Origin of the sequence: Afipia broomeae ATCC 49717 (genome assembly GCF_000314675.2) — a bacterium.
Classification (GTDB): domain Bacteria; phylum Pseudomonadota; class Alphaproteobacteria; order Rhizobiales; family Xanthobacteraceae; genus Afipia; species Afipia broomeae.
Genome location: NZ_KB375282.1, coordinates 1,216,957 through 1,242,970, shown reverse-complemented (window position 1 = coordinate 1,242,970; position 26,014 = coordinate 1,216,957). Strand labels below are relative to the sequence as shown.

20 protein-coding genes and 2 pseudogenes are annotated in these 26,014 nt (G+C 63.7%); 4 read left to right on the top strand and 18 right to left on the bottom strand.

Going from position 1 to position 26,014, the window contains the following annotated elements:
* Positions 1-117: 117 nt before the first annotated feature.
* From HMPREF9695_RS05695 to HMPREF9695_RS05685, 3 genes are all read left to right on the top strand, one after another.
* Positions 118-1,086 (top strand): zinc-binding dehydrogenase, encoded by a 969-nt coding sequence (locus HMPREF9695_RS05695; RefSeq protein WP_006019864.1) that lies wholly within the window; start codon positions 118-120, stop codon positions 1,084-1,086.
* A 100-nt stretch (positions 1,087-1,186) separates the two neighbouring features.
* Positions 1,187-2,554, top strand: a complete 1,368-nt coding sequence (locus HMPREF9695_RS05690; RefSeq protein WP_006019863.1) for a cation diffusion facilitator family transporter — start codon at positions 1,187-1,189, stop codon at positions 2,552-2,554.
* A 202-nt stretch (positions 2,555-2,756) separates the two neighbouring features.
* Positions 2,757-5,216: a PAS domain-containing sensor histidine kinase gene (locus HMPREF9695_RS05685; protein ID WP_006019862.1), complete on the top strand. Its 2,460-nt coding sequence runs from the start codon at positions 2,757-2,759 to the stop codon at positions 5,214-5,216.
* Here the strand turns inward: HMPREF9695_RS05685 and HMPREF9695_RS05680 are convergent.
* The 18 genes and pseudogenes from HMPREF9695_RS05680 to HMPREF9695_RS27190 form a co-directional block, all read right to left on the bottom strand.
* Positions 5,137-8,019, bottom strand: a pseudogene (locus HMPREF9695_RS05680) (bifunctional [glutamine synthetase] adenylyltransferase/[glutamine synthetase]-adenylyl-L-tyrosine phosphorylase); the annotation flags it as partial. The gene HMPREF9695_RS05685 and the pseudogene HMPREF9695_RS05680 overlap by 80 nt on opposite strands.
* Positions 8,020-8,030: 11 nt before the next feature.
* On the bottom strand, positions 8,031-9,449 hold the full coding sequence (locus HMPREF9695_RS05675) for a sensor histidine kinase (RefSeq protein ID WP_006019860.1): 1,419 nt from the start codon (positions 9,447-9,449) through the stop codon (positions 8,031-8,033).
* Positions 9,433-10,158 (bottom strand): response regulator transcription factor, encoded by a 726-nt coding sequence (locus HMPREF9695_RS05670; protein ID WP_041711916.1) that lies wholly within the window; start codon positions 10,156-10,158, stop codon positions 9,433-9,435. Before HMPREF9695_RS05670 ends, HMPREF9695_RS05675 begins: the two co-directional genes overlap by 17 nt.
* Positions 10,159-10,484: 326 nt before the next feature.
* Positions 10,485-12,077, bottom strand: coding sequence for a Do family serine endopeptidase (locus tag HMPREF9695_RS05665; protein ID WP_041711365.1), 1,593 nt, complete (start codon positions 12,075-12,077; stop codon positions 10,485-10,487).
* A gap of 191 nt (positions 12,078-12,268) precedes the next feature.
* Positions 12,269-12,769: a cytochrome c-type biogenesis protein gene (locus tag HMPREF9695_RS05660; protein ID WP_006019857.1), complete on the bottom strand. Its 501-nt coding sequence runs from the start codon at positions 12,767-12,769 to the stop codon at positions 12,269-12,271.
* 5 nt (positions 12,770-12,774) lie between these two features.
* The gene (locus tag HMPREF9695_RS05655; protein WP_006019856.1) at positions 12,775-14,766 is read right to left on the bottom strand and encodes a heme lyase CcmF/NrfE family subunit; all 1,992 of its coding nucleotides are present in this window, start codon (positions 14,764-14,766) and stop codon (positions 12,775-12,777) included.
* The gene (gene ccmE, locus HMPREF9695_RS05650) at positions 14,763-15,245 is read right to left on the bottom strand and encodes a cytochrome c maturation protein CcmE (RefSeq protein WP_006019855.1); all 483 of its coding nucleotides are present in this window, start codon (positions 15,243-15,245) and stop codon (positions 14,763-14,765) included. Before ccmE ends, HMPREF9695_RS05655 begins: the two co-directional genes overlap by 4 nt.
* 278 nt (positions 15,246-15,523) lie before the next feature.
* Positions 15,524-16,624: a c-type cytochrome biogenesis protein CcmI gene (ccmI, locus tag HMPREF9695_RS05645; protein ID WP_006019854.1), complete on the bottom strand. Its 1,101-nt coding sequence runs from the start codon at positions 16,622-16,624 to the stop codon at positions 15,524-15,526.
* Between the two features lie 196 nt (positions 16,625-16,820).
* Positions 16,821-18,239: a hypothetical protein gene (locus HMPREF9695_RS05640; RefSeq protein WP_006019853.1), complete on the bottom strand. Its 1,419-nt coding sequence runs from the start codon at positions 18,237-18,239 to the stop codon at positions 16,821-16,823.
* Between the two features lie 115 nt (positions 18,240-18,354).
* Complete coding sequence (locus HMPREF9695_RS05635) at positions 18,355-18,828, bottom strand: RT0821/Lpp0805 family surface protein (protein WP_041711362.1); 474 nt, start codon at positions 18,826-18,828, stop codon at positions 18,355-18,357.
* A 120-nt stretch (positions 18,829-18,948) separates the two neighbouring features.
* Positions 18,949-19,143 (bottom strand): type II toxin-antitoxin system HicA family toxin, encoded by a 195-nt coding sequence (locus HMPREF9695_RS05630; protein ID WP_006019851.1) that lies wholly within the window; start codon positions 19,141-19,143, stop codon positions 18,949-18,951.
* The gene (locus tag HMPREF9695_RS05625) at positions 19,140-19,415 is read right to left on the bottom strand and encodes a DUF1902 domain-containing protein (RefSeq protein WP_051054958.1); all 276 of its coding nucleotides are present in this window, start codon (positions 19,413-19,415) and stop codon (positions 19,140-19,142) included. Before HMPREF9695_RS05625 ends, HMPREF9695_RS05630 begins: the two co-directional genes overlap by 4 nt.
* 129 nt (positions 19,416-19,544) lie before the next feature.
* Positions 19,545-20,936 carry a sensor histidine kinase gene (locus tag HMPREF9695_RS05620; protein WP_006019849.1) on the bottom strand — a complete coding sequence of 464 codons (1,392 nt, stop codon included), beginning with the start codon at positions 20,934-20,936 and terminating at the stop codon, positions 19,545-19,547.
* Between the two features lie 159 nt (positions 20,937-21,095).
* Positions 21,096-21,791 carry a response regulator transcription factor gene (locus tag HMPREF9695_RS05615; RefSeq protein ID WP_006019848.1) on the bottom strand — a complete coding sequence of 232 codons (696 nt, stop codon included), beginning with the start codon at positions 21,789-21,791 and terminating at the stop codon, positions 21,096-21,098.
* A gap of 102 nt (positions 21,792-21,893) precedes the next feature.
* Positions 21,894-22,466 (bottom strand): 3TM-type holin, encoded by a 573-nt coding sequence (locus HMPREF9695_RS05610; protein ID WP_006019847.1) that lies wholly within the window; start codon positions 22,464-22,466, stop codon positions 21,894-21,896.
* A complete protein-coding gene (locus HMPREF9695_RS25210) occupies positions 22,453-23,247 on the bottom strand; it encodes a glycoside hydrolase family 108 protein (RefSeq protein ID WP_006019846.1) in 795 nt (264 codons plus the stop codon). Before HMPREF9695_RS25210 ends, HMPREF9695_RS05610 begins: the two co-directional genes overlap by 14 nt.
* Positions 23,247-24,899 (bottom strand): DUF2793 domain-containing protein, encoded by a 1,653-nt coding sequence (locus HMPREF9695_RS25590; protein ID WP_430648566.1) that lies wholly within the window; start codon positions 24,897-24,899, stop codon positions 23,247-23,249. The genes HMPREF9695_RS25210 and HMPREF9695_RS25590 overlap by 1 nt, the downstream gene beginning before the upstream one ends.
* A 6-nt stretch (positions 24,900-24,905) precedes the next feature.
* Positions 24,906-25,484, bottom strand: a pseudogene (locus HMPREF9695_RS27190) (phage portal protein); the annotation flags it as partial.
* 152 nt (positions 25,485-25,636) lie between these two features.
* On the opposite strand from HMPREF9695_RS27190, the gene HMPREF9695_RS05595 reads away from it, so the two are divergent.
* The gene (locus HMPREF9695_RS05595) at positions 25,637-25,930 is read left to right on the top strand and encodes a GIY-YIG nuclease family protein (protein ID WP_006019844.1); all 294 of its coding nucleotides are present in this window, start codon (positions 25,637-25,639) and stop codon (positions 25,928-25,930) included.
* Positions 25,931-26,014 lie beyond the last annotated feature (84 nt).

Here is a 26,014-nt window from a genome sequence, read left to right as displayed (position 1 = left end):
CCAAAATGCCCTCTCCGGGCCAGTGCTCACAGCCCCACCGGCTGCTTTGTAAGCCTGCATACTACTGCTATACCTGAATGTCTCATCCCAGGCCTGCATGACCGAAAGAGCAATTCCATGAAAGCCTTTGTCTACGGTGCGAACGGCGCCGCGATCACCGATGTCCCGAAACCCGCACCGAAGGGCCCGCAGGTTCTGGTGAAGGTTCACGCCTGCGGCATGAACCGGGCCGATCTCGGCATGATCAAGGGCCATGTCCACGGCGCGGCCGGCGGCGTTGGCACCGTGCTCGGCATGGAATGGGCCGGCGAGATCGTCGAACTCGGCCCCGAGGCAAAGGGCGTGAAAGTCGGCGACCGCGTGATGGGCTCCGGTCCCGGCGGTTACGCCGAATATGCCGTCACCGACTATGGCCGCCTGTTTCATATCCCCGCATCGATGGACTTCGAGCAGGCCGCCTCGCTGACGCTGGCGCTGACCACGATGCACAACGCAGTCGTGACCAATGGCGCGCTTCAGCCGGGTCAAAACCTGCTTGTGCAGGGCGCGAGTTCGGGCGTCGGACTGATGGCGCAGCAGATCGCCCGGCTCAAGGGTGCGAAGCTTGTGATCGGATCGTCCACCGATCCGAAGCGCCGCGCGCAGCTTACCGATTGGGGTGCGGATATCGCGATCGACTCGAACGATCCGGCATGGGTGGAGCAGGTGTTGAAAGCCACCGGCGGCGCGGGTGTCGATGTCATCATCGATCAGGTGTCCGGCAAGCTTGCGAACCAGAATCTTGCAGCGACGAAAGTGCTCGGACGCATCATCAACGTGGGGCGGCTCGGCGGCACCCATGGCGACTTCGATTTCGATCTGCATGCCGCGCGCCGCATCCAGTATATCGGCGTGACCTTCCGCAGCCGCTCGATTGAGGAAATCCGCGATATCTTCGCGGCCGTAAAGCAGGATATCTGGCCTGCGGTGGAATCCGGCAAGCTCAAGCTGCCGATCGACCGCGTCTTCCCGTTCGGCGACATTGCGCAGGCTGTGGACTACATGTCTGCCAACAAGCATTTCGGCAAGATTGTCCTTAAACTTTAAAGCTCGCTGCCAACTGCGAATGATACGCATTTGGAGTCGCGAACTCTCGCGTTGACGTGCGCTGCAAAGGGCGTGACAAGACGCGCGCATTGAGGGTCCGATGAGCGCAGTCAAACAACGCGTAGCCGCCATATCGATCGCCGCCAGCGCCAGCATGGCCGCGATCAAATTCGTCGTGGGCGTGGCCATCGGCAGCCTCGCGCTGATTTCCGAGGCGCTGCATTCGTCCGTCGATCTGATCGCCACCGTGGTGACATGGATCGTGGTGCGGGTGTCCGACAAGCCAGCCGACGCCGAACATCATTACGGCCATGGCAAGCTCGAAAGCCTTTCGGCGCTGGGCGTGATCGCCCTGCTCTATATTCTGGCCGGCGGCATCGTGGTCGAGGCCTACAGCCGCCTGCGTGAAGGCGTAGCGCCGCCAACATTGACCGCCCTGCCGTTCGTGGTGCTGGTCGTGGACATCGTGGTGAACTTCTGGCGCGCACGGGCGCTCCACAAGACAGCCATGGAAACCAAGAGTCAGGCGCTGGAAGCCGACGCGCTGCACTTCGCTTCCGACGTGCTGGGCTCGTTCGCCGTTATCATCGGTCTCGGGCTGGCTGCCTTCGGTTATGCCTGGGGCGACGCCGGCGCGGCCATCGCCGTCGCGGTGCTGATTTCGATTCTGGGATTGCGGCTCGGCAAATCCACCATCGAGACCCTGCTGGACCGCGCGCCCGATGGCGCGTCCGAGAAGGCCGAGGAAGCGATCCGCGGCATTCCCGGCGTTGTCGATCTGGAGCGGCTGCGTGTCCGAATGGTCGGCGCCCGGCATTTTGTCGATGCGACCGTGCAGGTCCCCCGCACCTATCCCATCGATCGCATCGACAGCATCAAGCGCAAGGCGCAGGATGCGGTGACCACAGCGCTTCACGACGCCGACCTGACCTTCACCGCGGTGCCGGTCGCCCGCAGCAATGAAAGCGTGCGCGAGCGGATCATGGTGATCGCCCGCAACTCGGGCCTCGCAATCCATCATGTGACGGTCCACGACCTCGGCGGGAAACTGACGGTCAGCATCGACCTCGAAGTCGATGGCGACATGCCGCTGGACGAGGCTCATGACATCGCGCACCGGCTTGAACATGCCATCCGCGATGAATTCGGCGCTGACGTCGAGGTCGACACCCATATTGAGCCGCTCGAGCCGGAGCTTCCCCACGGCACCGATGCCGGCGCGGATCGCGTCGAAGCCATCCAGAAGGCGCTGTCTCAATACGCGGCCGAGAGCGGCGCGATCCACGACGTGCATAATGTGCGGGTGCGCGATACCGAGGCCGGCGAGATTGTGAACTTCCACTGCCGCGCGGTCCCCTCAATGAGCGTCATCAATGTTCATGAGAAGGTGGATGAGATCGAACGCGCCCTGCGCCGCGCGTTTCCATCCGTGAAGCGCGTCATCAGTCACGCCGAGCCCGTGCGCTGACGATCAGCGCCTCCGTTCTCGTTTCGGACTCAACATTCATCATCGAAACAAGTCGGATTCTCCTTTGGACAAGATTTATTTCGCATTAACGATTCGTTGACTCTCGACAGCCCCCGAAAACTGGATTCAAATCACATTGATTCGGAGGGTTGGGGAAAACCTCCCGAACGGGGTGCAGACAAGAAAATTCGAGGGGCAAGGAATGGCGCGTTCGCACGCAGCGACCACGTGTGTCCAATCCGATTCTATCAAGGGATTGGCACAGTCGATCGCGAAGCCGGCTTATCACCGGCTGCTGATCGCGGAGCCGACGCTGCGGCGCGCCGTTCCCACCCTGATCATCGCCTTTCTCATCACCATCTGCATCGGCGCCTTCGTCCAGGTCCTCGACCAGACCCGGCAAAAGCGCGCGTCGGTCAAACGCGACCTCTCAGCGCTGGCAGATGTGCTGGCGGAACGTCTCGACCGCATCGTCCTGACGCGTCAGGACCGTGCGGCGTCGGCCGAGCGGCTTCAGAGCCTGTTGCCCGGCTTGGTGCCTTCTTGGGGCACCGCCGCCGGCCGCCATATCATCGTGACCAGCCCCGACCAGAGCATCATCGCGCGGGTGTCCATCGATGTTCCAAACGACGACGCCAACCGCCTGATCGATGTCCTCAGCGCCACACAGTTGCTGACCTTGCAGGGAACACAAACCAGCGTGGTCGAAGTCAATCTTCCCAACACCTCCCGCGCCCTCGCCGCCCAGCGCATCGTGAAATCGATGCCCGGTCAGGTCGTCGTGGTTCAGGAACAGGTCGAATCTCCCTGGCGCTCGGATGCCGCCTTGCAGATCACGCTGTCCGCCACCACCGGCTTTGTCGTGCTGATCCTCGGCTTCGCATTCCACTGGCAGTCCACCCGCGCCCGTGAAGGCGACTTGATCAACGACGCCGTGCGCGCCCGGATCGATACCGCGCTGAACCGTGGCCGCTGCGGATTGTGGGACTGGGACCTCTCACGCGGACGCATCTTCTGGTCGCAGTCGATGTTCGAACTGCTTGGCCTCGAAAGCCGCAGCGACCTGCTGACGTTCGGCGAAATCAATGCGCTGGTCAAAACCGACGACATCGACCTCTTCCACATTGCTGACCAGCTCGTTTCCGGCAAACTCGATCACATCGACCAGACGTTCCGCATGCGCCATGCCAACGGCCACTGGATCTGGCTGCGCGTGCGCTGCGAGCTCAGCCAGGGCCAGAACGACAACGGCTGCCACCTGATCGGCATCGCCGTCGACATCACCGAGCAGAAGAGCCTCGCCGAGAAGACCGTCGAAGCCGACCTGCGGCTGCGCGACGCCATCGAGACAATTCCGGAAGCCTTCGTGCTGTGGGACGCCGACAACCGCCTCGTTCTCTGCAATTCGCACTTCAAGCGCCTGCACAAGCTCCCCGACTCCGCCGTCAAGCAAGGCACCTCCTACGAGACCCTGATCGAAGTCGGCAGCATGCCGGAAATCCGCACCCGGCTGCCGAACTCCCTCGCCCCAGGCGCCCGCACCTTCGAGGCCCAACTGGAAGACGGAAGCTGGCTCAACATTAGCGAACGTCGGACCAAGGATGGCGGCTACGTGTCGGTCGGCACCGACATCACCCAGATCAAGCTGCATGAGCAGAAACTGATCGACAACGATCTCCGCCTCACCGCCAACGTGATCGACCTCAAGCGCTCGCAGGCCGAGCTTGAGCGGCAGGCCCAGTTGCTCGCTGAACTCGCGCAGAAATATGCCGAGGAAAAGACCCGGGCCGAGGAAGCCAACCAGACCAAGTCGAAATTCCTCGCCAACATGAGCCACGAACTGCGCACCCCCCTCAACGCCATCATCGGTTTCTCGGAAGTGATGGGCAGCGGGATGTTCGGCGCGCTCGGCTCCGAGAAGTATCAAGAGTACTGCAACGACATCATGACCAGCGGAAACTACCTGCTGGACGTCATCAACGATATTCTCGACATGTCGAAGATCGAAGCCGGACGCATGAAGCTCGATTACGAGCCGCTCGACCTGGCGCAGACCCTGACCGAGTCCCTGCGCGTCGTCTCCGGCCGGGCAGAAAACAAGAACCTGACAGTGAATGCCGATATTCGCGGCGCGATCCCGATCGTCGCCGACCGCCGCGCCATGAAGCAGATCGCGGTCAACCTTCTGTCCAATGCGGTGAAGTTCACCCCCGACAATGGCAAGATCACCGTGCGCAGCCGGATGCGCAACGGCTCGATCGTGCTCACCATCGCCGACAGCGGCATCGGCATCGCGCGCCAGTCGCTGGCGAAACTCGGCCGGCCGTTCGAGCAGGTCGAAAGCCAGCTCACCAAGAGCTATCACGGCTCCGGCCTGGGACTTGCCATCGCCAAGTCGCTGACAAACCTGCACGGCGGCTCGATGAAGCTGCGCTCGAAGCTGGGCGTGGGAACCATCGTCTGCGTGACGCTGCCGTGCGGACACGGCGAACACCCCGCACCAAGCATTATTGCCGAGGCGATCCCTCAAGCAGCTTCAGGAAAACCTCGCGCACCTCGTTCTGCGTCTCGCGCACCCGCGCCTCAAGCGCCGAAAAGTCCGGCGCGTCTCCAGCCCGCGTCAGCACCCGCAGAAGATCCTCCCCAGCTGTCTCTGGTTTGAATTTTCCGATCACGCAGAGACGGATGATTTGTGTGAGATCATGATAGAGCCGCGATGCCGCCCGCAGGGTATCGGCATCGGATTGCGGTAGCACCCCAAGCCGCGCAGCATTGTCCAGCACCTGCACCGTGCTGACATTGAGAATCTCCGGCTTCTCCGCCGCGTGAATGAGCTGAAGATACTGGGCGATGAACTCGATATCGACCATGCCGCCGGCGGCGTTCTTCAGGTCCCAGATGTCGCTCTCGCCTCTTTCCTCGGCGATGGCGCGGCGCATTTCGAGAACGTCGTTGGCTATGATGCCGGTCTCGCGCTTGCGGGTCAGCACATCGCGGATGACGGCTTCGATCTTGGCCTGGAACGCCGGCGACGCCGAGATGACGCGGGCGCGCGTCAGCGCCATGTGCTCCCAGGTCCAGGCCTCGTGCTCCTGATACTCGGCGAAGGAATCGATGCGCGAGGCCAGCGGACCGGCGCGGCCGGACGGCCGCAGCCGCATATCGACCTCATACAACACGCCGTAGTTGGTGCGCGTGGTGAACGCGCTGATCAGGCGCTGGGTCAGCCGCGCGAAATACTGCGACCCCTCCAGCGGACGGTTGCCGTCGGACTCCGGCGCTTCATGGTCGAAATCGTAAATCAGGATCAGGTCGAGATCGGACGACGCCGTCATCTCGCGGCTGCCGAGCTTGCCCATCGCCACGATGGCGGTTTCCTGACCTTTGATCCGGCCGTGCTGCTCCGCGAACTGGTCCATGACGAGGCCATGCACCGTATGCGCGATACCCTCGGCCACGTCGGCGAAGGCAACGCTGGCGTGCTGCGCCGAGACCGTGCCGGACAGGATGCGCGTTCCGATCAGGAACAGGCTTTCCTGCCCGAATAACCGCAACCGATCCAGAAACTCCTCATATGAATTCGCATCAGCCAACGTCGACTCGAGCCGTGCCGACAATTCATTCTGGTCGGGCATCGCTCCGAAGAAGCGCGGATCGATCAGGCCATCCATGATCTGCGGCTGCCGCGCCAGCATGTCGCTCAGGCGCGGCGCTGCACCAAGCACCAGCGCGACCAGCGCCACCAAGTCCTTGTTCTGGCTCAGCAGTGAGATCAACCGCCCACCCCGCTGCAGCGCCTGCAGGAAGCGGTCGAACGCCGTCACCGCATCGTCCGGCTCCTCGGCGCGCGACAGGCCACGGATCAGGTCGGGCACGAATTCGTTGAAGGCCAGCCGCGTCGCCTCGACCCTGAACACGCGATACTCGCCGTGCATCCAGCGCTGGACGGTTTCCGCGACCATCTTGGGCTTCTTGAAACCGAGCGTCAGCAGATGCTCGAGCAACCGGTTGTCGTCGGGGCCCTTGCTGTAATCGATCTCCGGCAATTTTTCGGTGCCGGTCGGATCGCCCTCGAACAGGCGGCTGTAATGGTTCTGCACGCAGTTCAGATGCGCCAGCAGATCCTTCGCGAAAGCGGCACGATCGTCGTAGCCGAAGAACCGCGCGAACCGTTCGACGGCCTCGGCTTCGGCCGGCAACGTGTGGGTCTGCTCATCCGCGATCATCTGCAGGCGATGCTCGACCCGCCGCAGGAAGTCATAGGCCGAGGTCAGCTCGTCGCGAGCCTCGTTCGTAATCCAGTTGCTCGCAGCGAGAATGTTCAGCGCTTCCAGCGTCGGGCGCACCCGCAGTTCGGGATGCCGCCCGCCCGCGATCAGTTGCTGGGTCTGCGCGAAGAACTCGATCTCGCGAATGCCGCCGCGGCCGACCTTGACGTTATGGCCCTCGACCGAAATCTCGTTCTGGCCACGGAACGTCTGCATCTGCCGTTTCATGTCATGGACGTCGGCGAGTGCCGCGAAGTCCAGATGCTTGCGCCAGACGAACGGAGCGATCTCTGCCAGCAAAGCGTTGCCGGCCTTCTGGTCGCCGGCGCAAGGCAGCGCCTTGATCATCGCGGCACGCTCCCAGGTGCGGCCCTCGCGCTCGTAGTAATGCAGCGCCGCCGCCGTCGAGATCGCCACCGGCGTGGACGCCGGATCGGGCCGCAGCCGCAGATCGACGCGGAACACGTAACCGTCGGCGGTGCGCTGTTGCAGCAGGCGCGACAGCCCCTGCGCAACTTTGACGAAGAATGGCGACGGCTCGATGCCCTCGGCCAGTGTCGGCGCTTCCAGCTCGTAGAACACGATCAGGTCGATGTCGCTGGAGTAATTCAGTTCGCCCGCCCCCATCTTGCCCATGGCGAGCACGACGAGGCCGCTGCCGATTTCGGGATGCTCGGCATCGGGGGGCAACAAACGTCCGCGTGCCGCTTCCTGCTTGAGCAGAAAACGGATGGCGCACTGAACGGAGGTAACCGCAACGTCGGTCAGGGCCCGCGTCACCCGCATCACCGGCCAGACGCCGCCGATGTCGCACAGCGCGATCATCAATGCGGCCTCGGATTTCATCCGGCGAAGCACAATCATCACATCGGCTTCGGTCGCAGCGGCGGCGACATCGGCCACCGCCTTCTCGATCAGCGCCGCGAGATGATCGTCGGGATCGCATTGAAGGAGCCGCACGACGCGGCCCGCATCGGCGCGCATCAGGTCGAACAGATAGGGCGAAGCTTCCGCGATACCTTCAAGGATCGCTTTGACATGCGGGAAGGAGCCGGACACCTCCCTGAGCGCGGTCGCGACGTCAGGCGGCACGTCGCCCAGCCAGTCGGCCAGCCGCCGCTCGGCGTCCTGCGGTGCAAACAGTTTCGGTCCGGCCACGAAACGGGCCGCCAGGGTGGACCGGTCGGCGCGGCCCATCTCAGGTGAACTCATACAGTCTTCTGTTCCACGCCCCGGCTCGGGATCACAAGCGTCACGCGCAGCCCCGGCTGGCTGTCGGCGAGTCGCAGGTCGCCACCATGCAACGTCGCGACGGCCGATGCCAGACTCAAACCGAGCCCCGACCCGGGCTGGGTGCGGCTGGCTTCCAGGCGGACAAACCGCTCGACCGCGCGCTGGCGGTCCGCCTCCGGAATGCCGGGCCCGTGGTCCGTGACACTGAGAAGAACATTGTCCCCGTCCCGCCGCGCCTCAATCAGGATATCGGGCGATTTGGTCCCGCCGTCTGGACGCGGAGCCACCGGCTGACCGTACTTGATAGCGTTCTCGACCAGATTGGCCAGCGCCTGGCTGACGAGTTCGCGGTTGCCGTGGATCGTGGCGGCGTCGGCGGCGACTTCGAGGGTCAGGCCCTTGTCTTCCGCCAGCGGCTCATAAAGCTCATGGATGCCATGAGCCACTTCGGCCGCATCAAAATCGGTCATGTTGTCGCGCGCCTGACCGGACTCCGCGCGTGCGATCATCAGCAGTGCATTGAAGGTGCGGATCAGGCCATCGGATTCATCGATGGTGCGTTCCAGCGCCGCGCGGTACTCGCCTTCATTGCTGGATTTCGCCAGCGCTTCTTCGGCGCGATTGCGCAGCCGCGTCAGCGGCGTTTTGAGATCGTGGGCAATGTTATCGGACACTTCTTTCAGTCCGGCCATCAGCGCCTCGATGCGTTCCAGCATCGCATTGAGATTTTCCGCGAGCCGGTCGATCTCGTCGCCGCTTCGGCCCACCGGCAATCGCTCGCTAAGATCGCCCGCCATGATCCGCTGCGTGGTCCCGGTCATGGCGTCGATCCGGCGCAGCACGCGGCGCGCAACGAACACGCCGCCGCCGAGGCCGAGAACGACCACGATCAGCACCGACCATTGCGCGGCCTTGGCCACGATGCCGAACAGCCGACGCCGCTCTTCCAGATCGCGTCCCACCAGAATCCGGAAGCCGCCGGATAGTTGGGACACTCTCACCAGCGCGAAGTGGCTCTTGGTGTCGGTTTCTTCCAGCCGTTTGTAAAACGTCTCGGCCCAGCCAGGATGATCCATCACCCCCGGCTCAAGCGAGGCGACATTGCCGGCGACGCCCTGCCCCTGCGGGGTTGTCACCAGATAAAGATTGGCGCCCGGACGCAGCGCGCGGCCCTCGACGGCAGCGACCAGCCCGCGCAGACCGCCCTTGGTATATTGCTCGGTGAGTTCGCTCAGTTCGGAGTTGACGGTGTCGGTGATCTGCTCGGTGATCATGCGCCGCGTGTTCCAGGCGAAGTAACCCAGCAGCGACGCGGCAAACAGCGCGAACAGAAACAGATAGACCAGCGTCAGCCGGAACGCTGTCGTCCGGATCAGTTTACCGAATGCCGTCACGGATCATGTATCCGGCACCACGGATGGTGTGCAGCAGCGGCTTGTCGTGCCCCTTGTCGATCTTGGAGCGCAGCCGCGAAATATGCACGTCGATCACATTGGTCTGCGGATCGAAGTGATAGTCCCACACGTTTTCCAGCAGCATGGTGCGGGTGACGACCTGCCCGGCATGCTTCATCAAATATTCCAGCAGCCGGAATTCACGTGGCTGCAACGTGATCTCGGTGGCGCCGCGCTTGACCTGATGCGACAGCCGATCGAGTTCGAGATCGCCGACGCGATAAGTCGTCTCCTCGGACGGGCCTCCATGACGGCGCGACAGCACTTCGACGCGCGCCAGCAGTTCCGCGAATGAATAAGGCTTCGGCAGATAGTCGTCGCCGCCGGCACGAAGTCCCTTGATGCGGTCATCGACCTGGCCGAGCGCCGAGAGGATCAGCGCCGGCGTATGATTGCCCTTGTTGCGCAGCGTGCCGATGATCGACAGCCCGTCACGCTTGGGCAGCATGCGGTCGATCACGAGCACGTCGTAATCGCCGGACTCCGCCAGCGCGAGGCCTTCCTCGCCGTCGCCCGCATGGTCGGCGATATGGCCGACCTCGCGAAATGCCTTCACGAGATAGTCCGCCGACTCGCGGTCGTCTTCAACGATGAGCAGTCGCATCTGTGATTCGGTCTGGGTCTGAGCAGCGGAGCTTTGTATCACCATGGCGCGATGATCGTCCTCTTGCAAGGCAGCGAGCGACGTGCCCGCGGCCGCCAGCCCCGACAAGAGAAAGAGAACGGGCGGCGAAGCTGGGGGACTTCGCCGCCCGCATTGCACGACCGACTGGAGTGCGATCGCGCCGCTTTCGACGGAGGGGGGCGTTTTCCATCGAAAGCATCCCTGCATGATGCTGAAAATCGCATCATGCCTTGATTTCAAGGGACGGGCTTTTGGCCCGCCCCCGGGAAGGAGCCGTCGGCGGGGGCTACTTTGCCGGCGACAACTCCCCATTCCTCACCCGCCTGCGCGGATGCCTAACTATCGAAGCCTCAGCCCTTGGCGACCGGCATCGCGACGAAGCGCGACGAGTCTCCGGACTTCACGCGAACCAGAACGCTGTTCTTGTTCTCGCTGCGCGCGGTGTTGATCGCCTCGCGGACTTCAGCCGGGTTCGAAACCAGCTTGCCGGCGACTTCGAGAATGACGTCGCCTTCCTTGAAGCCGCGCTCAGCCGACGGGCTGTTCGGATCGACGTCGGTCACGACCACGCCTTCCTTGCCCGCGCCGGCCACGCTGTTCGCAGGAGCCAGCGTCAAACCGAGGTTCGGCACGGTGACGTTGCCGCGGCCTGACTTGCCGCTGTCCTTCTGATCGGTATCGGCACTTGCAGCCTTGGCGTTCGGCAATTCGCCGAGCGTCATGCTGAGGATCTTGTCCTGGCCCTTGTGAACCACGACCAGCTTGACCGTCTGACCCGGCGCCATGCTGCCGATGGTGCGGGCGAGTTCGCGCGCATCCTTCACTGGCTGGTCGTTGACCCGCGTAATAACGTCACCGGATTCGACGCCTGCCTTCGCGGCCGGACCATTGGCCTGCGGCTCCGCAACCAGTGCGCCTTCGGTCTTCTTCAGACCGAGGCTTTCGGCGATCTCAGGCGTCACCTGCTGGATCTGCACACCGATCCAGCCGCGGCTGACCGTGCCCTTGTCCTTGAGCTGCTGCACAACACTCTTCACGGTCGAAGCCGGGATCGCGAAGGCAATGCCGACGCTGCCGCCCGACGGCGAATAAATCGCGGTGTTCACGCCGACAACATCGCCTTCGGTGTTGAAGGTCGGACCACCCGAGTTGCCCTTGTTCACGGGCGCGTCGATCTGGATGAAATCGTCATACGGACCGTTGCCGATGTCACGGCCGCGGGCTGAAACGATGCCAGCGGTCACAGTGCCGCCGAGGCCGAACGGATTGCCGACCGCAAGCACCCAGTCGCCGATGCGCGGCTGACCGTCAGACAATTTAGCGAACGGCATGTTGCTGACGCCATCGACCTTGATCAGCGCGAGATCGGTGCGCGGATCGGTGCCGATCACCTTCGCGGTGTGAACCTTGCCGTCGTCTGCGGTGACTTCGACCTTGTCGGCGCCATCGACCACATGATTGTTGGTCACGGCGAAACCGTCAGCCGAGATGAAGAAGCCCGAGCCCTGCCCGGTCATCTGACCACCGCCACGACCACCGCGGCCGCCACGGCCGCCGGGGAATCCATCAGGACCGCCGAAGCGGCGGAAGAAGCGCTCCATCGGCGAGTTCGGCGGGAACGGATTGTCTTCCGGGCTCGCGTTTTCGCCCGTGGTCACCTTCTCCGCGATCTTGACGCGCACCGAAACCACCGAGGGCTTCACGCGTTCGACGATGTCGGCAAAGCCGATCGGCTGCTGAACCTGACGAACGTCCTTGTTGACCTGCGCATGCGCGGTCGTGGTCAGCAGGTCGAAGTTATTCGACGGGCTGAGACCATAAGCGGCGACGCCGAGGCCCGCGACGACCGAAGCCATCAGCGCGAACTTGCGCGCGGAGAAAATGGAACGGCGGGGAGCGACGTAGGATGGAAGTTTGGAAAGATCGGTAGGGCGGTCAGTCATGAACAATCTCCAGAGGGGCGAAAACGGGATGCGAATCTCGCGGTGCATGTGTGCACCTGTGCTCTGGAAGATGGGGCGCGCGGCCTTACCGCGCTCTGACGGGGGAATTAATGTTTTGTAATAAAAACAGGGCCTCAGCGGCCCTTGAGCCTGTGCCGGATCGAGATCGGAACCGGCGCACAAAAAGCCCGCTAAACGGACGTTTTCGGCGGTTCCTCGCCCGCAATGAGCTTCTCCAGCCGCGCCTCTTCCTCGGGGGTGAGTTGGAATGACGCACCCTCCTCGGCCGCGGCAGCGCGGTTGCGGCGGCGGTTGCCGTACCAGAGCGCAAGCCCGCCCCCGGCCAGCACCAGCGGGGGAATCAGCCACAGCAACAGCGTCCGGCTTTCGACGCGCGGCTTGAGCAGCACGAATTCGCCGTAACGGGCGACCAGAAAGTCCATCACCTGCTGATCGGTGTTGCCGGCAGCGATCCGCTCGCGCACCAGCAGACGCAGATCGCGCGCCAGCGGCGCATCGGAATCGTCGATCGACTGATTTTGGCAGACCATGCAGCGCAGTTCGCGCGACAGATTGCGCGCCCTCGCCTCCTGCGCCGGATCGGCCATGATCTCGTCAGGCTGCACGGCGAAGAGGACAGACGGCGCCAGTGTCAGCATGATCGCCAGCAAGGCCGGAAGGATGCGTTTCATCGCGGCTACTCCGCAGCCTGCAACGCGCCGGAAGTCTTGTTTGTCTTTGCCGGCTTCGGCGCACCAACGCGGAGCCGCCGGTCGGTGAGCGACAGCAAACCGCCGAACGCCATCAGCACCGGCCCGAACCAGATCAGCAGCACCAGCGGCTTGTGATAGATGCGAACCGCCACCGATCCGTCAGCGTGGCTGTCGCCGAGCGAAATATAGACCTGGCTCGCGCCGCGCGTCAGCAGCGCAGCTTCCGTGGTCGACATGCCGCGCGTCGCGAAATTGCGCTTTGACGGCGACAGGATGCCGACCGTCTTGCCGTCCAGCATGACCGTGAAGTGCGAAATCGCCTCGCGGTAATTCGGCCCCTGCTGCTGGGTCACGTCATCGAGCCGCACCTGATAACCGCCGACAGTGACGACATCCTTCGGCTGCATCGAGGCGATGCTCTCGCTGTTCCATGTCGTCTCACAGACGATTCCGATCAGCGCGATCCCAAGCCCGGCGTGCGCAAAGGCCGAGCCCCAGGTCGAGCGCGGCAATCCACGCGCGCGGCTCAATGAGATCGCAAACGGCGCGCGAAACAGTTGCGTGCGCTCGACAATGTCAGTGAGCGAGCCGAACACCACGAACGCCGCGACACCGATCATCAATGGAGCAAACGCACCGCCGCCCTTGGTCCAGGCCCACAGCACCGCCATGGTGACCAGCGCGACAATGCCCGCCGCGGTCAGGCGCTGCGCCGCGCCGACAATGTCGCCGCGCTTCCACGCCAGCAAAGGCCCGAACGGCACCGCGAGCAAGAGCGGCAGGAACAGCGGCGCAAATGTCAGATTGAAGAACGGCGCACCGACCGAGATCTTGTCGCCGGTGAGCACCTCTAGCGCCAGCGGATACAACGTGCCGACGAACACCGTCGCGCAGGCTGTTGTGAGCAGCAGGTTGTTCAGCACCAGCGCGCCTTCGCGCGAAATCGGCGCGAACAAGCCGCCCTGCTTCAACGCCGTCGCACGCCAGGCATACAGGCTTAGGCTGCCGCCGATGAACAGGCACAGGATCATCAGAATGAACACGCCGCGCGCGGGATCGCTGGCGAAGGTATGCACCGAAGTCAGCACACCCGAGCGCACCAGGAAGGTGCCGAGCAGCGACAGCGAGAATGTCAGGATCGCCAGAAGAATGGTCCAGACCTTCAGCGCCTCGCGTTTCTCCATCACCACCGCCGAATGCAGCAGCGCGGTGCCCGCCAGCCACGGCATCAGCGAAGCATTCTCCACCGGGTCCCAGAACCACCAGCCACCCCAGCCGAGTTCGTAATAGGCCCAGTACGACCCCATCGCGATGCCCAGCGTCAGGAATATCCATGCCATAAGCGTCCATGGCCGCACCCACCGCGCCCATGCGGCATCGATGCGGCCTTCGATCAGCGCCGCGATGGCGAAGGAAAACGAAATCGAGAAGCCGACATAGCCGAGGTAAAGCATCGGGGGATGGATCGCGAGGCCGATGTCCTGCAGGATCGGATTGAGGTCGCGGCCCTCGATCGGCGGATTGGCGATCCGCGCGAACGGGTTCGAGGTCGCGAGAATGAACAGATAGAACGCCGCGCCGATCCATGCCTGCGCCGCCAGCACGAGCGCGCGCAGCGTGCGCGGCAGGTTGTTGCCGAAAGCGGCCACCAGCGCACCGAACAGCGCCAGGATCAGCACCCAGAGCAGCATCGAGCCTTCGTGGTTCCCCCATACGCCGGTGATCTTGTAGATCATCGGTTTCAGCGAATGGGAATTCTCGTAGACATTCGCGACCGAAAAATCCGACGTAACATGCAGGCAGGTCAGCGCCGCAAAGGACAGCGCGGCAAACGCGAACTGCGTCAGCGCGGTGGAGCGTGCGACATTCATCAGCGCCGGATCGCGCAGGCGCGCGCCAATCACCGGCACCACCGACTGGATCAGCGCCAGAACCAGCGCCAGCACCAGCGCATAATGTCCCGCCTCGGCGATCACTTCGCGTTCCCCTGCACGTTCTGGGCATTCGCCGGCTTCTTGTCGTAGTCGTCCTTCCAGTGCCCGGTCTTTTTCAGTTCGTCCGCGACGGCCTTGGGCATGTAGGTTTCGTCATGCTTGGCGAGGACCGTATCGGCCTTGAACACGCCCTGCGCGTCGAGCGCGCCTTCGGAAATGATGCCCTGCCCCTCGCGGAACAGGTCTGGGAGAATCCCCTGATAGGTCACCGGCAGGATTGCGTTTCCGTCGGTCACCTCAAACTTCACTTTAAGCTGCTCGCCGCGCACCAGCGATCCCTCGCGCACCATGCCGCCGAGGCGGAAGCGCTGGCCCGGCTGGATGTGCTTTTCGGCGGCCATGGTCGGCGTCGAGAAGAACAGGATGGAGTCGCGCAGCGCATTGAGGACGAGCGCCGCCGCAATCGCCAGCACCGCCAGCGAACACCCGATCAATGTCAATCGCCGCTGTTTGCGCGTCATCGTATCATTTCCGTTTGCACCTGAATGCTTGCCGTCCTCGCGCTCTGCTCCCTCTCCCCATTGGGGAGAGGGTTGGGGTGAGGGGCGCTAGATGCTCGAAGTAAAATCCGATCCCCCTCACCCGGATTGCTTCGCAATCCGACCTCTCCCCGCCGGGGAGAGGTGAAAAGAGCTCCGTCATTGCGAGGAGCACTCGCGACGAAGCAATCCATTCTTTCTGTCCCAAAAGATGGATTGCTTCGCTTCGCTCGCAATGACGTGGCTGATGCAATCCGCATTTATCCATCCAGTCCAAGGCTCTTGAGACCATCGTTCAACTGCTGCAACCGCCCGGCGTCGTTGCCGACGGCGCCCCGCGCATCGATCAGCGCAGCCTGCGCCTTGTCACGTTCGCCGAGGACCATATAGGCGCGCACCAGCCGCAACCAGCCTTCGACATCGTTGCCGTTGTCCTTCAGCCGCGTGGCGAGACGATCCACCATGCCGCGGATCATCGTGTTGCGATCGGCTTCGGTCATGTCCTTGGCAGCCGCGATGGTGTCGTCGGACAGTTTGGGCGCAACCACCCCAACGCGCACCAGCGCGCCCTGCACCAGCGGACGCCACGGCGCATCGGCCGGCGCCGACGCCAGCATACCGCGCCAGATATTGATGGCATCGTCCTTGCGGCCGTCCTGCTCGGCCGCGAGGCCGGTGAAATAGCGCGCCTTCACCTCATTCGGATCGAGCGCGATGGCGCGGTCGAACTCGGCCTTGGATTCGGCAGTCACGACCCCGCCGCTCGCTGCGGCAATCGCTTCGCCGAGATCGGCGCGGCGCGATGCGCTCTCGCCGTTGTAGGTGATGGAATTGCGCCAGGCGCGCACCGCGTCGTCGTAGCGGCCGATCCGCGCCAGCACCGGCGCCAGGACGTCCCAGCCCCGCCCGTCGGTCGGATTTTTCTCGAGATGGGTTTCGACCTGCGCCACCAGCTTGTCCATCGAGGCGGTCGCAACTGCGGTACGGCTGCGTTCCGCGAGCGGAAAGTCGCCGAGCGACGGCGAGCCGAACTGCGCATAGAGCCCCACCGCGACCAGCGGCAGGCCAATGAGCGCGATCACGGCAACAGCGCGGCGAAACGAAACGCTCGACAACGAAGGAGTACCCGCATGGGCATCCGATGTCGCGAGCAGACGGCGGCTGATCTCGACGCGCGCCGCTTCCGCCTCTTTTTCTCCGATCATGCCGGCGGCGGCATCGCGCTGAACCTCGGCGAGCTGATCCTTGTAGACCACCGCCTCGCTGCCTTCGCGCGCCGAGGTGTTGCCGCGCCCGAGCGGCCACAGCACGGCAAATACCGCTGCGGCAGTCATCAGCGCGAACACAAACCAGAGCGTCATTTCAAAGGGTTCCCGGCAAAGTAGAACCGTTACAAGCGGCTATTCCGTGCCGGGTTACACCATGGCTGGCGGATGGGCGCAATTGACATTTCCGTCACGGATTCAATGGGATTCGAGGCCGTCTTGCGGCCTTTTGAGAATCGCAGCGTCAGGTGGAGGCAATAGCGCGCGGGGGTCTTGAGACCCTTGCGCCAGATCAACCGGCGCGCGGCTGCCTGGCGGGTTTCGCGGGCTCGGCCGCCTTGCGCTCCACCGGCCGCGCCATCTCGGCCGCCTTGCTCATCAGCGAGGCGTAATCCGGGCCGAACATCACCTCGCAGAACCGGATTGCGGCCTTCACCTGCATCAGGCGGAACGTGCGGACCCGCTGATCGGTTGTGCGAAGCGATTCCACCAGCGTCTCGGTGGCCTTCTCGACATAGTGTTGCAGTTCGGTATGCGCGCGCAGCGACACTTCGTTGATGGCAAGTTCGCTGGCGTAGTTGCGGCACATCGCGACGAAATCGATCAGCGCCGCCGTCTCCTCGACGTCCACCGGATCGATCCGGTTCGCGGTGGTGACGTCCTTGTCCGGCCCCTGCCTTAGCAACCGGCGTACCCGGCCCGGCACGCTGTCGATTTCCGATTGCAGCGAATTGGAGATTTCGGAGCGGATCGCGGCGAGCTGCTTGCCCCATGCGGAGTCCGAGCGAATGTCGAGTTCGGTGCGCAGCCCGCGGACGCCGTCGTGCAGCGTCTTGAGATGGTTGGAGGTGTCCTGGAACTGGCCGCGCTTGATGTCGTTGCGCAGTTCTGCGGCGACGCGCGACAGATCGTGGATCGCCATTGTCACGGTGACGCCGAACGGCGTACCGGCCACGCGAATCTCATCGTCGGATGCTGCGACCGCGATGCCGAGGCGGACAATCTGCCAGGGTGATGCGAGCCGCTGCATCACCAGCGAGATCGCGAACGGCAGCACCTGCGGGGTTTGCAGCGACGGAATATTCAGCGCGGCCATCGTCGAGGTGATGTGGGAATCCGCGAACACCCGGATATGTCCGGTCAGCTTGTTGTTGAGTTTTTCCAGTGAATCGCTGGCTGCGAGAACTGCGCCGATCGGCGCGATGTCATCCACCACGCTGGGCGCGCCGAGACGTCCGAGCGTGCGCTGGCGTTCGCCGCTGGACAGCGTGCCGGTGACATTGGCAATGGCTTCGGACGCGGCAACCTGCATGGTGCGGACGGCCGCATTGATGTCGGGAGAAGCAGACGCCTGTGCCAGCGCGGCCTCATAGGCGTGAACGGCATCGGGAGCGCCTTCGCGCCCGAGCCATATCCAGATCGGAGCCAGCGACGAGCGCCTGATCTGGCCGGGCCTGACATGGGGAATGCTCTCGACCAGAAACGGCTCGAGCGGACGAAACACCCGCCGCATCGGATCGTCGGTCCGGGGCGTCATATCCTCGGTGGGCGCGCGCACGATCATGCGCAGTTGCTCGAGCACGAAGCCCGCGACGGCGACGTCCTCGCCGCGCTCGATCGCCCGCTCGAACTCGCGCATCAGCAGCGCCTGCGCCTTCGGCGGAAGCTGCCCGAGATAGTCTCTCAATCGTTCGATCGACGATTGGCTCATGCACCCAAACGCTCACCTTCGGTGACACCGGCAGGTGTCCACCGGGTGTCATAGCCGGGGCGTCGTTAATTTGGCGTTGAGGAACAGGGATTTGGGGGCCAATTGCGGCGGTGCCCTAGCCCACCGCCGTCCAGGTGCCGTCCGGGTTGCGGCAGGCCGTTCCGCGCTCGGCGGTCGGCTGGCCGTTGATATAGACGGTGTGGGTAAAGGCGCGGCAGCGGGTCCCGCGCCTGGTATAGGCCGGACCCGGCACGATGTTGCCGTAGCGGCCGGTGTCCGGATTGCGCCAGTCCACGGGCGCGCCCGGCGCACCCCGGTCGAGGGCGTTCATTTCGGCCTCATAGGCGTACTGCCGATCCTGCTCGTCCATCGACGCGCCGACCCGGTTGCCGATCAGACCACCGATTGCCGCACCGGCCATCGCCGCGCCGACCCGCTCGCCCGTCCCGCCGCCGATGGCCGAGCCGATCAGCGCACCGCTCAGCGCGCCGATCACTGTCCCGGAATTCTCCTTCGGTCCGCTGTCGGCGGCACAGCCGCCGAGGGTCAGTGTGGCCGCGAGCAGAATGGCGGCTGTCCGATGATGCATAGTGTCATCCCCAAAATTCACTGCGGACATGGATCGTCCGGCGGCGCTTTGGAACGGACGAATGGGGCGAGAGAGCGGCGGGCTGCTTTAAACAGCGATGTGCGATTGCTGTTCTAACGTTCAGAAATGTTTCGGAAGTCCGGCCTGCTTCAAAACCGCATTGGCAGTGTGCCGCGACTTGATGTTGTTATCGACAGTAAATCGAATGCCTGAAATCGGGCTTTCCCAGATTTCGTGATCGCCGCGGCCCTTTCGGACAAAAGAACAGTTCGCTTCAGCCAGGAGTTTCTTCAGCTCTGGCGTGAAGCTTTTCATGCAGCCTTGGCACCGACCCTGACTCGCCGGGAGAAGGTGGCAATCACTTCGACGGGAACGTCGAACCCGTCTCCGGCTTCATTGACGTCCAAAAGATCGCGGATGAGGTCGGGCAACTTTGCATCAAGCTCATCGAGACTGGAAGCTTCGGTGACAAGGCCGGGCAGATCGGTGCTCTCTGCGGTCCAGACCTCAGCATCGCTATCCCAAGTCGCTCGAACGACGATGAGATGTCCCATTTTTGTGGCGCCCTCAGGAGGAATACCAGCCATCAAAGCAGCCCGATCCTGTCGTGACAAGCGCACCCTGCAGCATGAAGGACAACGCGTTAAGCCTAAGTTAGCCTCTTTCACGCGCGAAAACAGAGCATATCGCTATAACACGTTGATTTGAGCGGATTTTCACACCCCCGGCAGCACCAGTTCCGACCGCAGGCCGCCGATCGGGGCCGCGCCGAGCGTGAGGCTGCCACCGTAGAGTGCGGCGAGATCGGTCACGATGGACAGGCCGAGGCCGGAGCCCGGCTTGGTCTCATCCAGCCGCTGGCCGCGGCGCGCCACTTGGGTCCGCTCGGCCGGTGACAATCCCGGGCCGTCGTCATCGACGATGATGCGCAGGGTCGGATCGAGCGCCCCGCCGGGCGTCAGCTCCAGAAGTACCTCAATGAAGACCTTCTGTGTCGCCCACTTGCAGGCATTGTCGACGAGGTTGCCGACCATCTCCTCGAGATCCTGCCTTTCGCCGCGGAATTTCGCTCCCGCGTTGACCTCGGCATCGATCAGAATGTCCCGGTCGCGGTGGATTTTTTCCATCGTCCGCGCCAGCGCCTCGATCACCGGCGCAACATCGGTCACCGTGCCGATGGTGGTGACGCGGGCGGCGATGCGCGCGCGCTCCAGATGATGTGCGACCTGATCGCGCATGATCTCGGCCTGCTCCAGAACCTTGATCGCCAGCGGATCATCCCGGTTGGCGCCCGCTTCATTGACGATCACCGACAGCGGCGTCTTGATCGCATGGGCAAGATTACCGACATGGGTGCGCGAGCGCTCGACGATGGCGCGGTTGGCGTCGAGCAGCGCGTTGGTTTCGCGCGCGAGCGGCGCGATCTCCTCGGGAAACTCGCCCTCCAGCCGGTCGGCCTGACCCGAGCGAATGGCCGCCAGCGAATTGGAAATGCGCTTGAGCGGCGCGAGGCCGTAACGCACCTGAAAGATCGTGGTCAGCAGCAGCCCGACAGTCAGCGCCGCGAAGGTCACCGTCAGATAGGTGTTGAACGCCCAGGTTTCATCCTCGATCTCGGTGGCGTCGCCCGCCACCGTCGCGAGGAATTTTCCCTCGGTGCCGAGATCGACCGGCCGCTCCACCATGCGCAGATGCTGGTTTTCCGGTCCGATGACATAGCCGACCCGCACGCCGGACTGATCCAGATCGATACCTTTGTCTTCGAGCTTGGGCAGCGACGCATCCCACAGCGAACGCGACGCGCGCACCTCCGGCTTGTCGCCATCGGTCCGCGCCATGCGCCAGTACCAGCCCGACAGCGGCAGTTCGAACAGCGGCTCGCCCAGCGACTGCACGGACCGTTCGGACTTGTCGCTCGAATCGTCAGGCTGCGCGGCTTCGGCGATCAGGGTGCGGAGATAGAAATTGAGCCGGCGGTCGAAGGCGCGCTCGGTCGAACGCTTGTAGACCGTCGACAGCACGATCCCGGTGATGACAAGGATCAGCACCACCCACGCCGTCGCCGACAGGAACAGTCGTGTTGCGAGGGATTTCGCGTGACGATTCAAAAAAACTCATCCCAAGTATGGCGCATGCCCAGTGGCGTGTTTAACCGCGTCATTGCGAGGGAGCACTTGCGACGAAGCAATCCAGTTCTTTGCACTGCCCCGGATTGCTTCGCTTGCAATGACGGTGGACGATTCCGCTCCACCTGAGCCTATCACACTTTACCGCGCGTCGGTTGCGGAAGCCTTTGTATCCGCCACCGGCGGCGTCAGCAGATAGCCGAGGCCCCGCACGGTCTGGATGATGTCGACGTCGAGCTTCTTGCGGATGCGTCCGACGAACACTTCGATCGTATTGGAGTCGCGGTCGAAGTCCTGATCGTATAGATGCTCGACCAGTTCGGTGCGCGACACCACGCGGCCGGAATGATGCATCAGATACGCCAGCAGCCGGTACTCGTGCGACGTCATCTTGATCGGGTTGCCGTTGACGCTGACGCGGTTGGTGCGCGTGTCGAGCATCACCGGACCGCAGGTCAGTTCGGACTGGGCATGGCCCGCGCTCCGGCGCAGCAGCGCGCGAATTCGGGCGAGAACTTCTTCGAGGTGAAACGGCTTGGCGACATAGTCGTCGGCGCCGGCATCGAAGCCCTGCACCTTGTCGCTCCAGCGGTCGCGTGCGGTCAGGATCAGCACCGGCATGGTGCGCTTGTTGCGCCGCCAGGCCTCCAGCACCGAGATGCCGTCCATTTTGGGGAGCCCGATGTCGAGCACCACGGCGTCGTAGGGCTCGCTGTCGCCGAGGAAGTGCCCCTCCTCGCCATCGAACGCGCGGTCTACGACATAGCCTGCGTCCGACAAGGCTGTCGTGAGCTGGCGGTTGAGATCGGGATCGTCTTCAACAACGAGAAGGCGCAACGTCGTCTCCAGGTGGCAAGCTTGCGATAACCTAACATGAACGCCGCGGCGGTGAATGCACCATGAACGGAAGCCGGGCCGGAGGTTACTTTTTCTCCATACTCACTTCTTCTTCACGACCGCCTTGACCAGTTTGTCGAGCACGCCGGGGGTCTCCTGGCCGGTTGCGAGGCTGAGTTTCTCGCGGGTCCGGCCGCTGACATAGACGCCTAACACGCCGAATCGGAACCCCCAATAGCTCACCAAGAGGCCGGTCGCGCCGATCAGGGCATTGATCGCCGTCATGTCGCCGGTCCAGAACTCATGGACCAGAACGGCCCACAAGGCTGCGCATTCCAGGGTTAACTCCAGAGCGTAAAACGGACGCCACAGCCTTTGAACGACATCCTCGCTGCCAAGTTCCACGCGGATCGTCGCCTGCGTCTCGGCAACCGAGCCGCGCACCGCCTCCGCCTCGGCGCGAACGGCCTCCGTCCAAGCGTTCTCGGCCAGCGCGATCCTGTCTGCGCCGCAAGACGGCAACGCCTTGCCGACCGCCTCCGGCGTGGGCTCCGGTGCGCCGACCACCTCGGCCAGGATGCGCCCGGCCGCGCCGCCGAGCGGGCCGCCAAGCGCGGTTCCCAGTATCGGCGCACCGAGCCCGATCACCTGTTTGGCGAGACTAGCCCAATCCATTGGACGTCCTTTCTGTGAATGCTGTGACCGCCGCTTCCTGAGCGGCGCGATGACGCCAGCGCCAGATCAGAAACACGGCGACTGAAGCTGCAAGCGCTGCTGCGACAACCAGTGCGGCGACTTCAAAGCGCGACGTGGCGGCAGCCGCGGCCGCGCCCGCCGCAATCACCGCGCCGGCCGACGCGGGACCGGCTGGATTTTTCACAGGCACAACGGCCTTGCCCGCAGAGGTTTCGGCAGACGTTGCCGTAGCCGGCGTGCGTCCTTGCGCCATCGCCAGCGCCGCAACGCGCACGCCATTGACGCGCGCCGTCCAGCCGCGTCCGAACACCGGAAAGATTTTCAGCCCTTGCAGGAACGCGAGCCGTTCTGCGCAGATCGCGGCAACGAGATCCCCAGCGTTACGCTTTGATGTTGCGGCGATGACGTCGTTCGTGACCGCGCTGGTCGAGTCCGGCATCTCGAGCACGCGGCGCAGGACCTTGCCGGCACGGCCGATGCCGGAGTTCACGCCGTAGTCGAACACCGCATAGTCGACGCCGGCGGGAAGCTCGTCGCAGCGCATCGCATTCCAGTAACGCTCGCGATAGATTTTCCGCGCGGCGCTTTGCGGCATCGTCCGCACATCGTCCGCCGTGGCGTTGCCCTTCCAGTAACGCCGCGCGTCGGCGAGCGTGATGCCGAAATTGGTCGGCCCGCCCGGATCGGAGGGATGATCGGTGTAACCACCTTCGTCCTTCAGCAGCCGCGTCAGCGCCGCGTTGTAAGATTCCGCGGCCATCAGTTGTACTGCCCGCCGGTCGCTGTCGTTCCCGCGGTCGAACCGGGCAATGTCGCGCCTGATGACAGGATCACGCCATTCAGCGTCACCGAGTAGCGCGATCCCGTTGCGGAGCCGGAATACGTGTTTGAGACCGCGACGATCTGGGCGACGATGGTTGCGTTGGCAAAAGCCGTGAAGGCCGGCGTGCCGGTCAGCGTGACCGTGCGGCCGATTACGGCGATCGAACCGCCCGCGGTTTCGCTCCACCAGTGATAGAGCGAACCGCCGGAAATGGTGTAGTCCGCCGACACCGCGATCTGCCCGGCGTAACTGCTATGCATGTGCGCAGTCGCGCAGGTGCCGAACTCCATCTTGCCGGTGACGTTGATACGCCCTGCCTTCGTCGCGTTCAGGCCGCTGCCCGCCGTCGCGGTCACCAGCTTGAAGCCGCCGATCCCCAGTTCGGCGCCATTCGAGACGCTGACGGCATCCCCGGTGACGCTGATGACGACATTGCCCGGCGTGGTGGTATCGCCTTGAAGCACCGGCACGCCGCCGACGAACGGGCTCGTTACGCTCACACCGGCCGTGTAAGTGCCGTTGCCGACCTGGATCGTGACTGCCTTCCCGTTCAGATCGAGACCTGCAACGGCACTGATCGCTTTCTGAATCGTCAGAAAAGCGCCGCCCGAGACGTTCGACAATCCGTCGTTGCTGTCGCTTCCGTCGGTTCTCACATAATATGTGCGGCTGGCAGCCAGCGTCTCGCGGCCGCCAGGACGCGACATCGCACGCCAGCGTGCGGCGGTGCCGTCGTAACGCAGCAGCGCAGCCTGCTTTCCGGCAATCGTCAGATCGGTGCCAAGCGCGAAGCGGTTGGCGGCCGTCGATGACGCGCTCTCGTTGAGCAGCGAAATGATCTGGCTGCCGGTGTTGATGAGAGCAATCACGCGGCCCTCCGCCCCGCCCGCCAGTCCCGACACACTCCGCAGCGTGTCGGACGACAGGTTGAGAACCGACACCGCGCCGAGGCCGGACGGATTGTAATCATTCTGGTTCGCCGTGATCTGCGACGGCGAGATCACGCCCGTCAGCGACAGACCGCGCGGAAACGCGGCATTGCCAGAACTCTGGTCGATCGCGAGCGCCTCGACGAATGTCGAGCCATCGCTGGAGACTTTCAGCTTGAAGTCATCGGAGCCGATCAGGCCGAATTCGGCGCGGCCGGAAAACGCATCGGAGAATACGACCGACGCGGTCTTCGCACTGGCTTCCTTGGAAATCTGCACGCGCATGTGACCGGTGCCGCCGCCAGCGACGGAAACCGCGTTGAACAGCGCCGCATTCGATTTCACGGTCAGCAGATTGGGAGCGCTCGCCGTATCGTTGACGCCGAGTTGTGCGACGCTGCCTGGCATCGCGCCAGCGCCGCCCGCGACATCGGTCCATGCCGTTCCGTCATAGACCAGCAACGCGCCATCGGCGTCGCACCACGCACACCAGCCGGGCTTCGGGATCAGAAAGCGCCATGCGCCGTCTTGATAGGCGGCAAGCGCGTCAGCGTGTCCGGCCCATGCGCCGGTCGCGCCGGTCGCGATGATATGACGATCGCCTTCCGCCGGCGTGGTGGGCGGCGCGGTGCGGTCGGCATCGAGAACGCCGATCTGCACCACGGCGTCGACCGCGACGGCTGCAGCTTCAATCGGCGCGAGGCCGTAATGATCGTCGAGCGGATGAAAGAAGGTCAGGTGCAGGATCGGCGGCACGCTTGAGGTGAGCTGATCGAACCGCACGCTGCGCCCCGCGACGCTGTACTCATACGCCTCCGCCCAGCCATCGTGACCGGGCACCACCTTCATGCGGTCAGGCCGCAGCGCGTAAAGCTCGCGCACCTCGTCACCGAGCGCGACGGCCTCGACATAGGCATTCCCCGCAAGCAGCATGTGCGCGTACAGCGCCTCGAAGAAACTCGCGCCGTCCTGCCGCGCATTGGGCCGCGTCAGAAGCTGCAGCAGCGGATGCGCCTCGCGCTCCTGCGCGCCTTCGTAAAGAAGGAAACCGCACGACGCGGCGTTCTCGGCAATCAGCCGCACCGCGCGGTGCACGATGGCGTTTGTAAGGTAGCCCTCGCGCGCCAGCGCCGCATAATCGCGCGGCGTCCATCGTGCCCGTCCGCCGGACTCGAATGCGAGGACCTGCGCGGTGCGCGAGGCTTTCGCTTCGGGGGCGCGGAAGAGATTTTTGAAGTTGAGCATGGTTGAATTCCAGCTTGTGTGCCCCCGACGCGGTGCGGCATCATCCTTATTCCGATCCGCCAATCCAGAGCCGTCCCAAACATTGCACTCTTGACGGTCCCGGCTCTGCGAAGCAGCGTTACACGCTGCATCGCGTCCGGGACACGACATCGATGGATCAGACATTCGTCGTCTATATTCTCGCGAACAGAGCGCGTGGCGTGCTCTACGTAGGCGTCACAAACGACCTGTCACGCAGGCTTGCAGAACACCGCGCGAAACTCGTTCCAGCCTTCACGACCCGTTACGGCGTGACATGCCTGGTGCATATCGAAACTTACAACTCGATTCTCGAAGCCAGAGCGCGCGAACACTCGCTCAAGCGCTGGCGACGAACATGGAAGTTCGAACTGATCGAGAAAGACAATCCGGAGTGGCGCGATCTGTCGGATGACATGTCATCCTAGCTCTCGTGCCCCGGATGCGGTGCGGCACGAAGTGACGCTCCGCTAAGCCGGGGCCGTTACGAGAACAGAGCCCCTTGCGGTCCC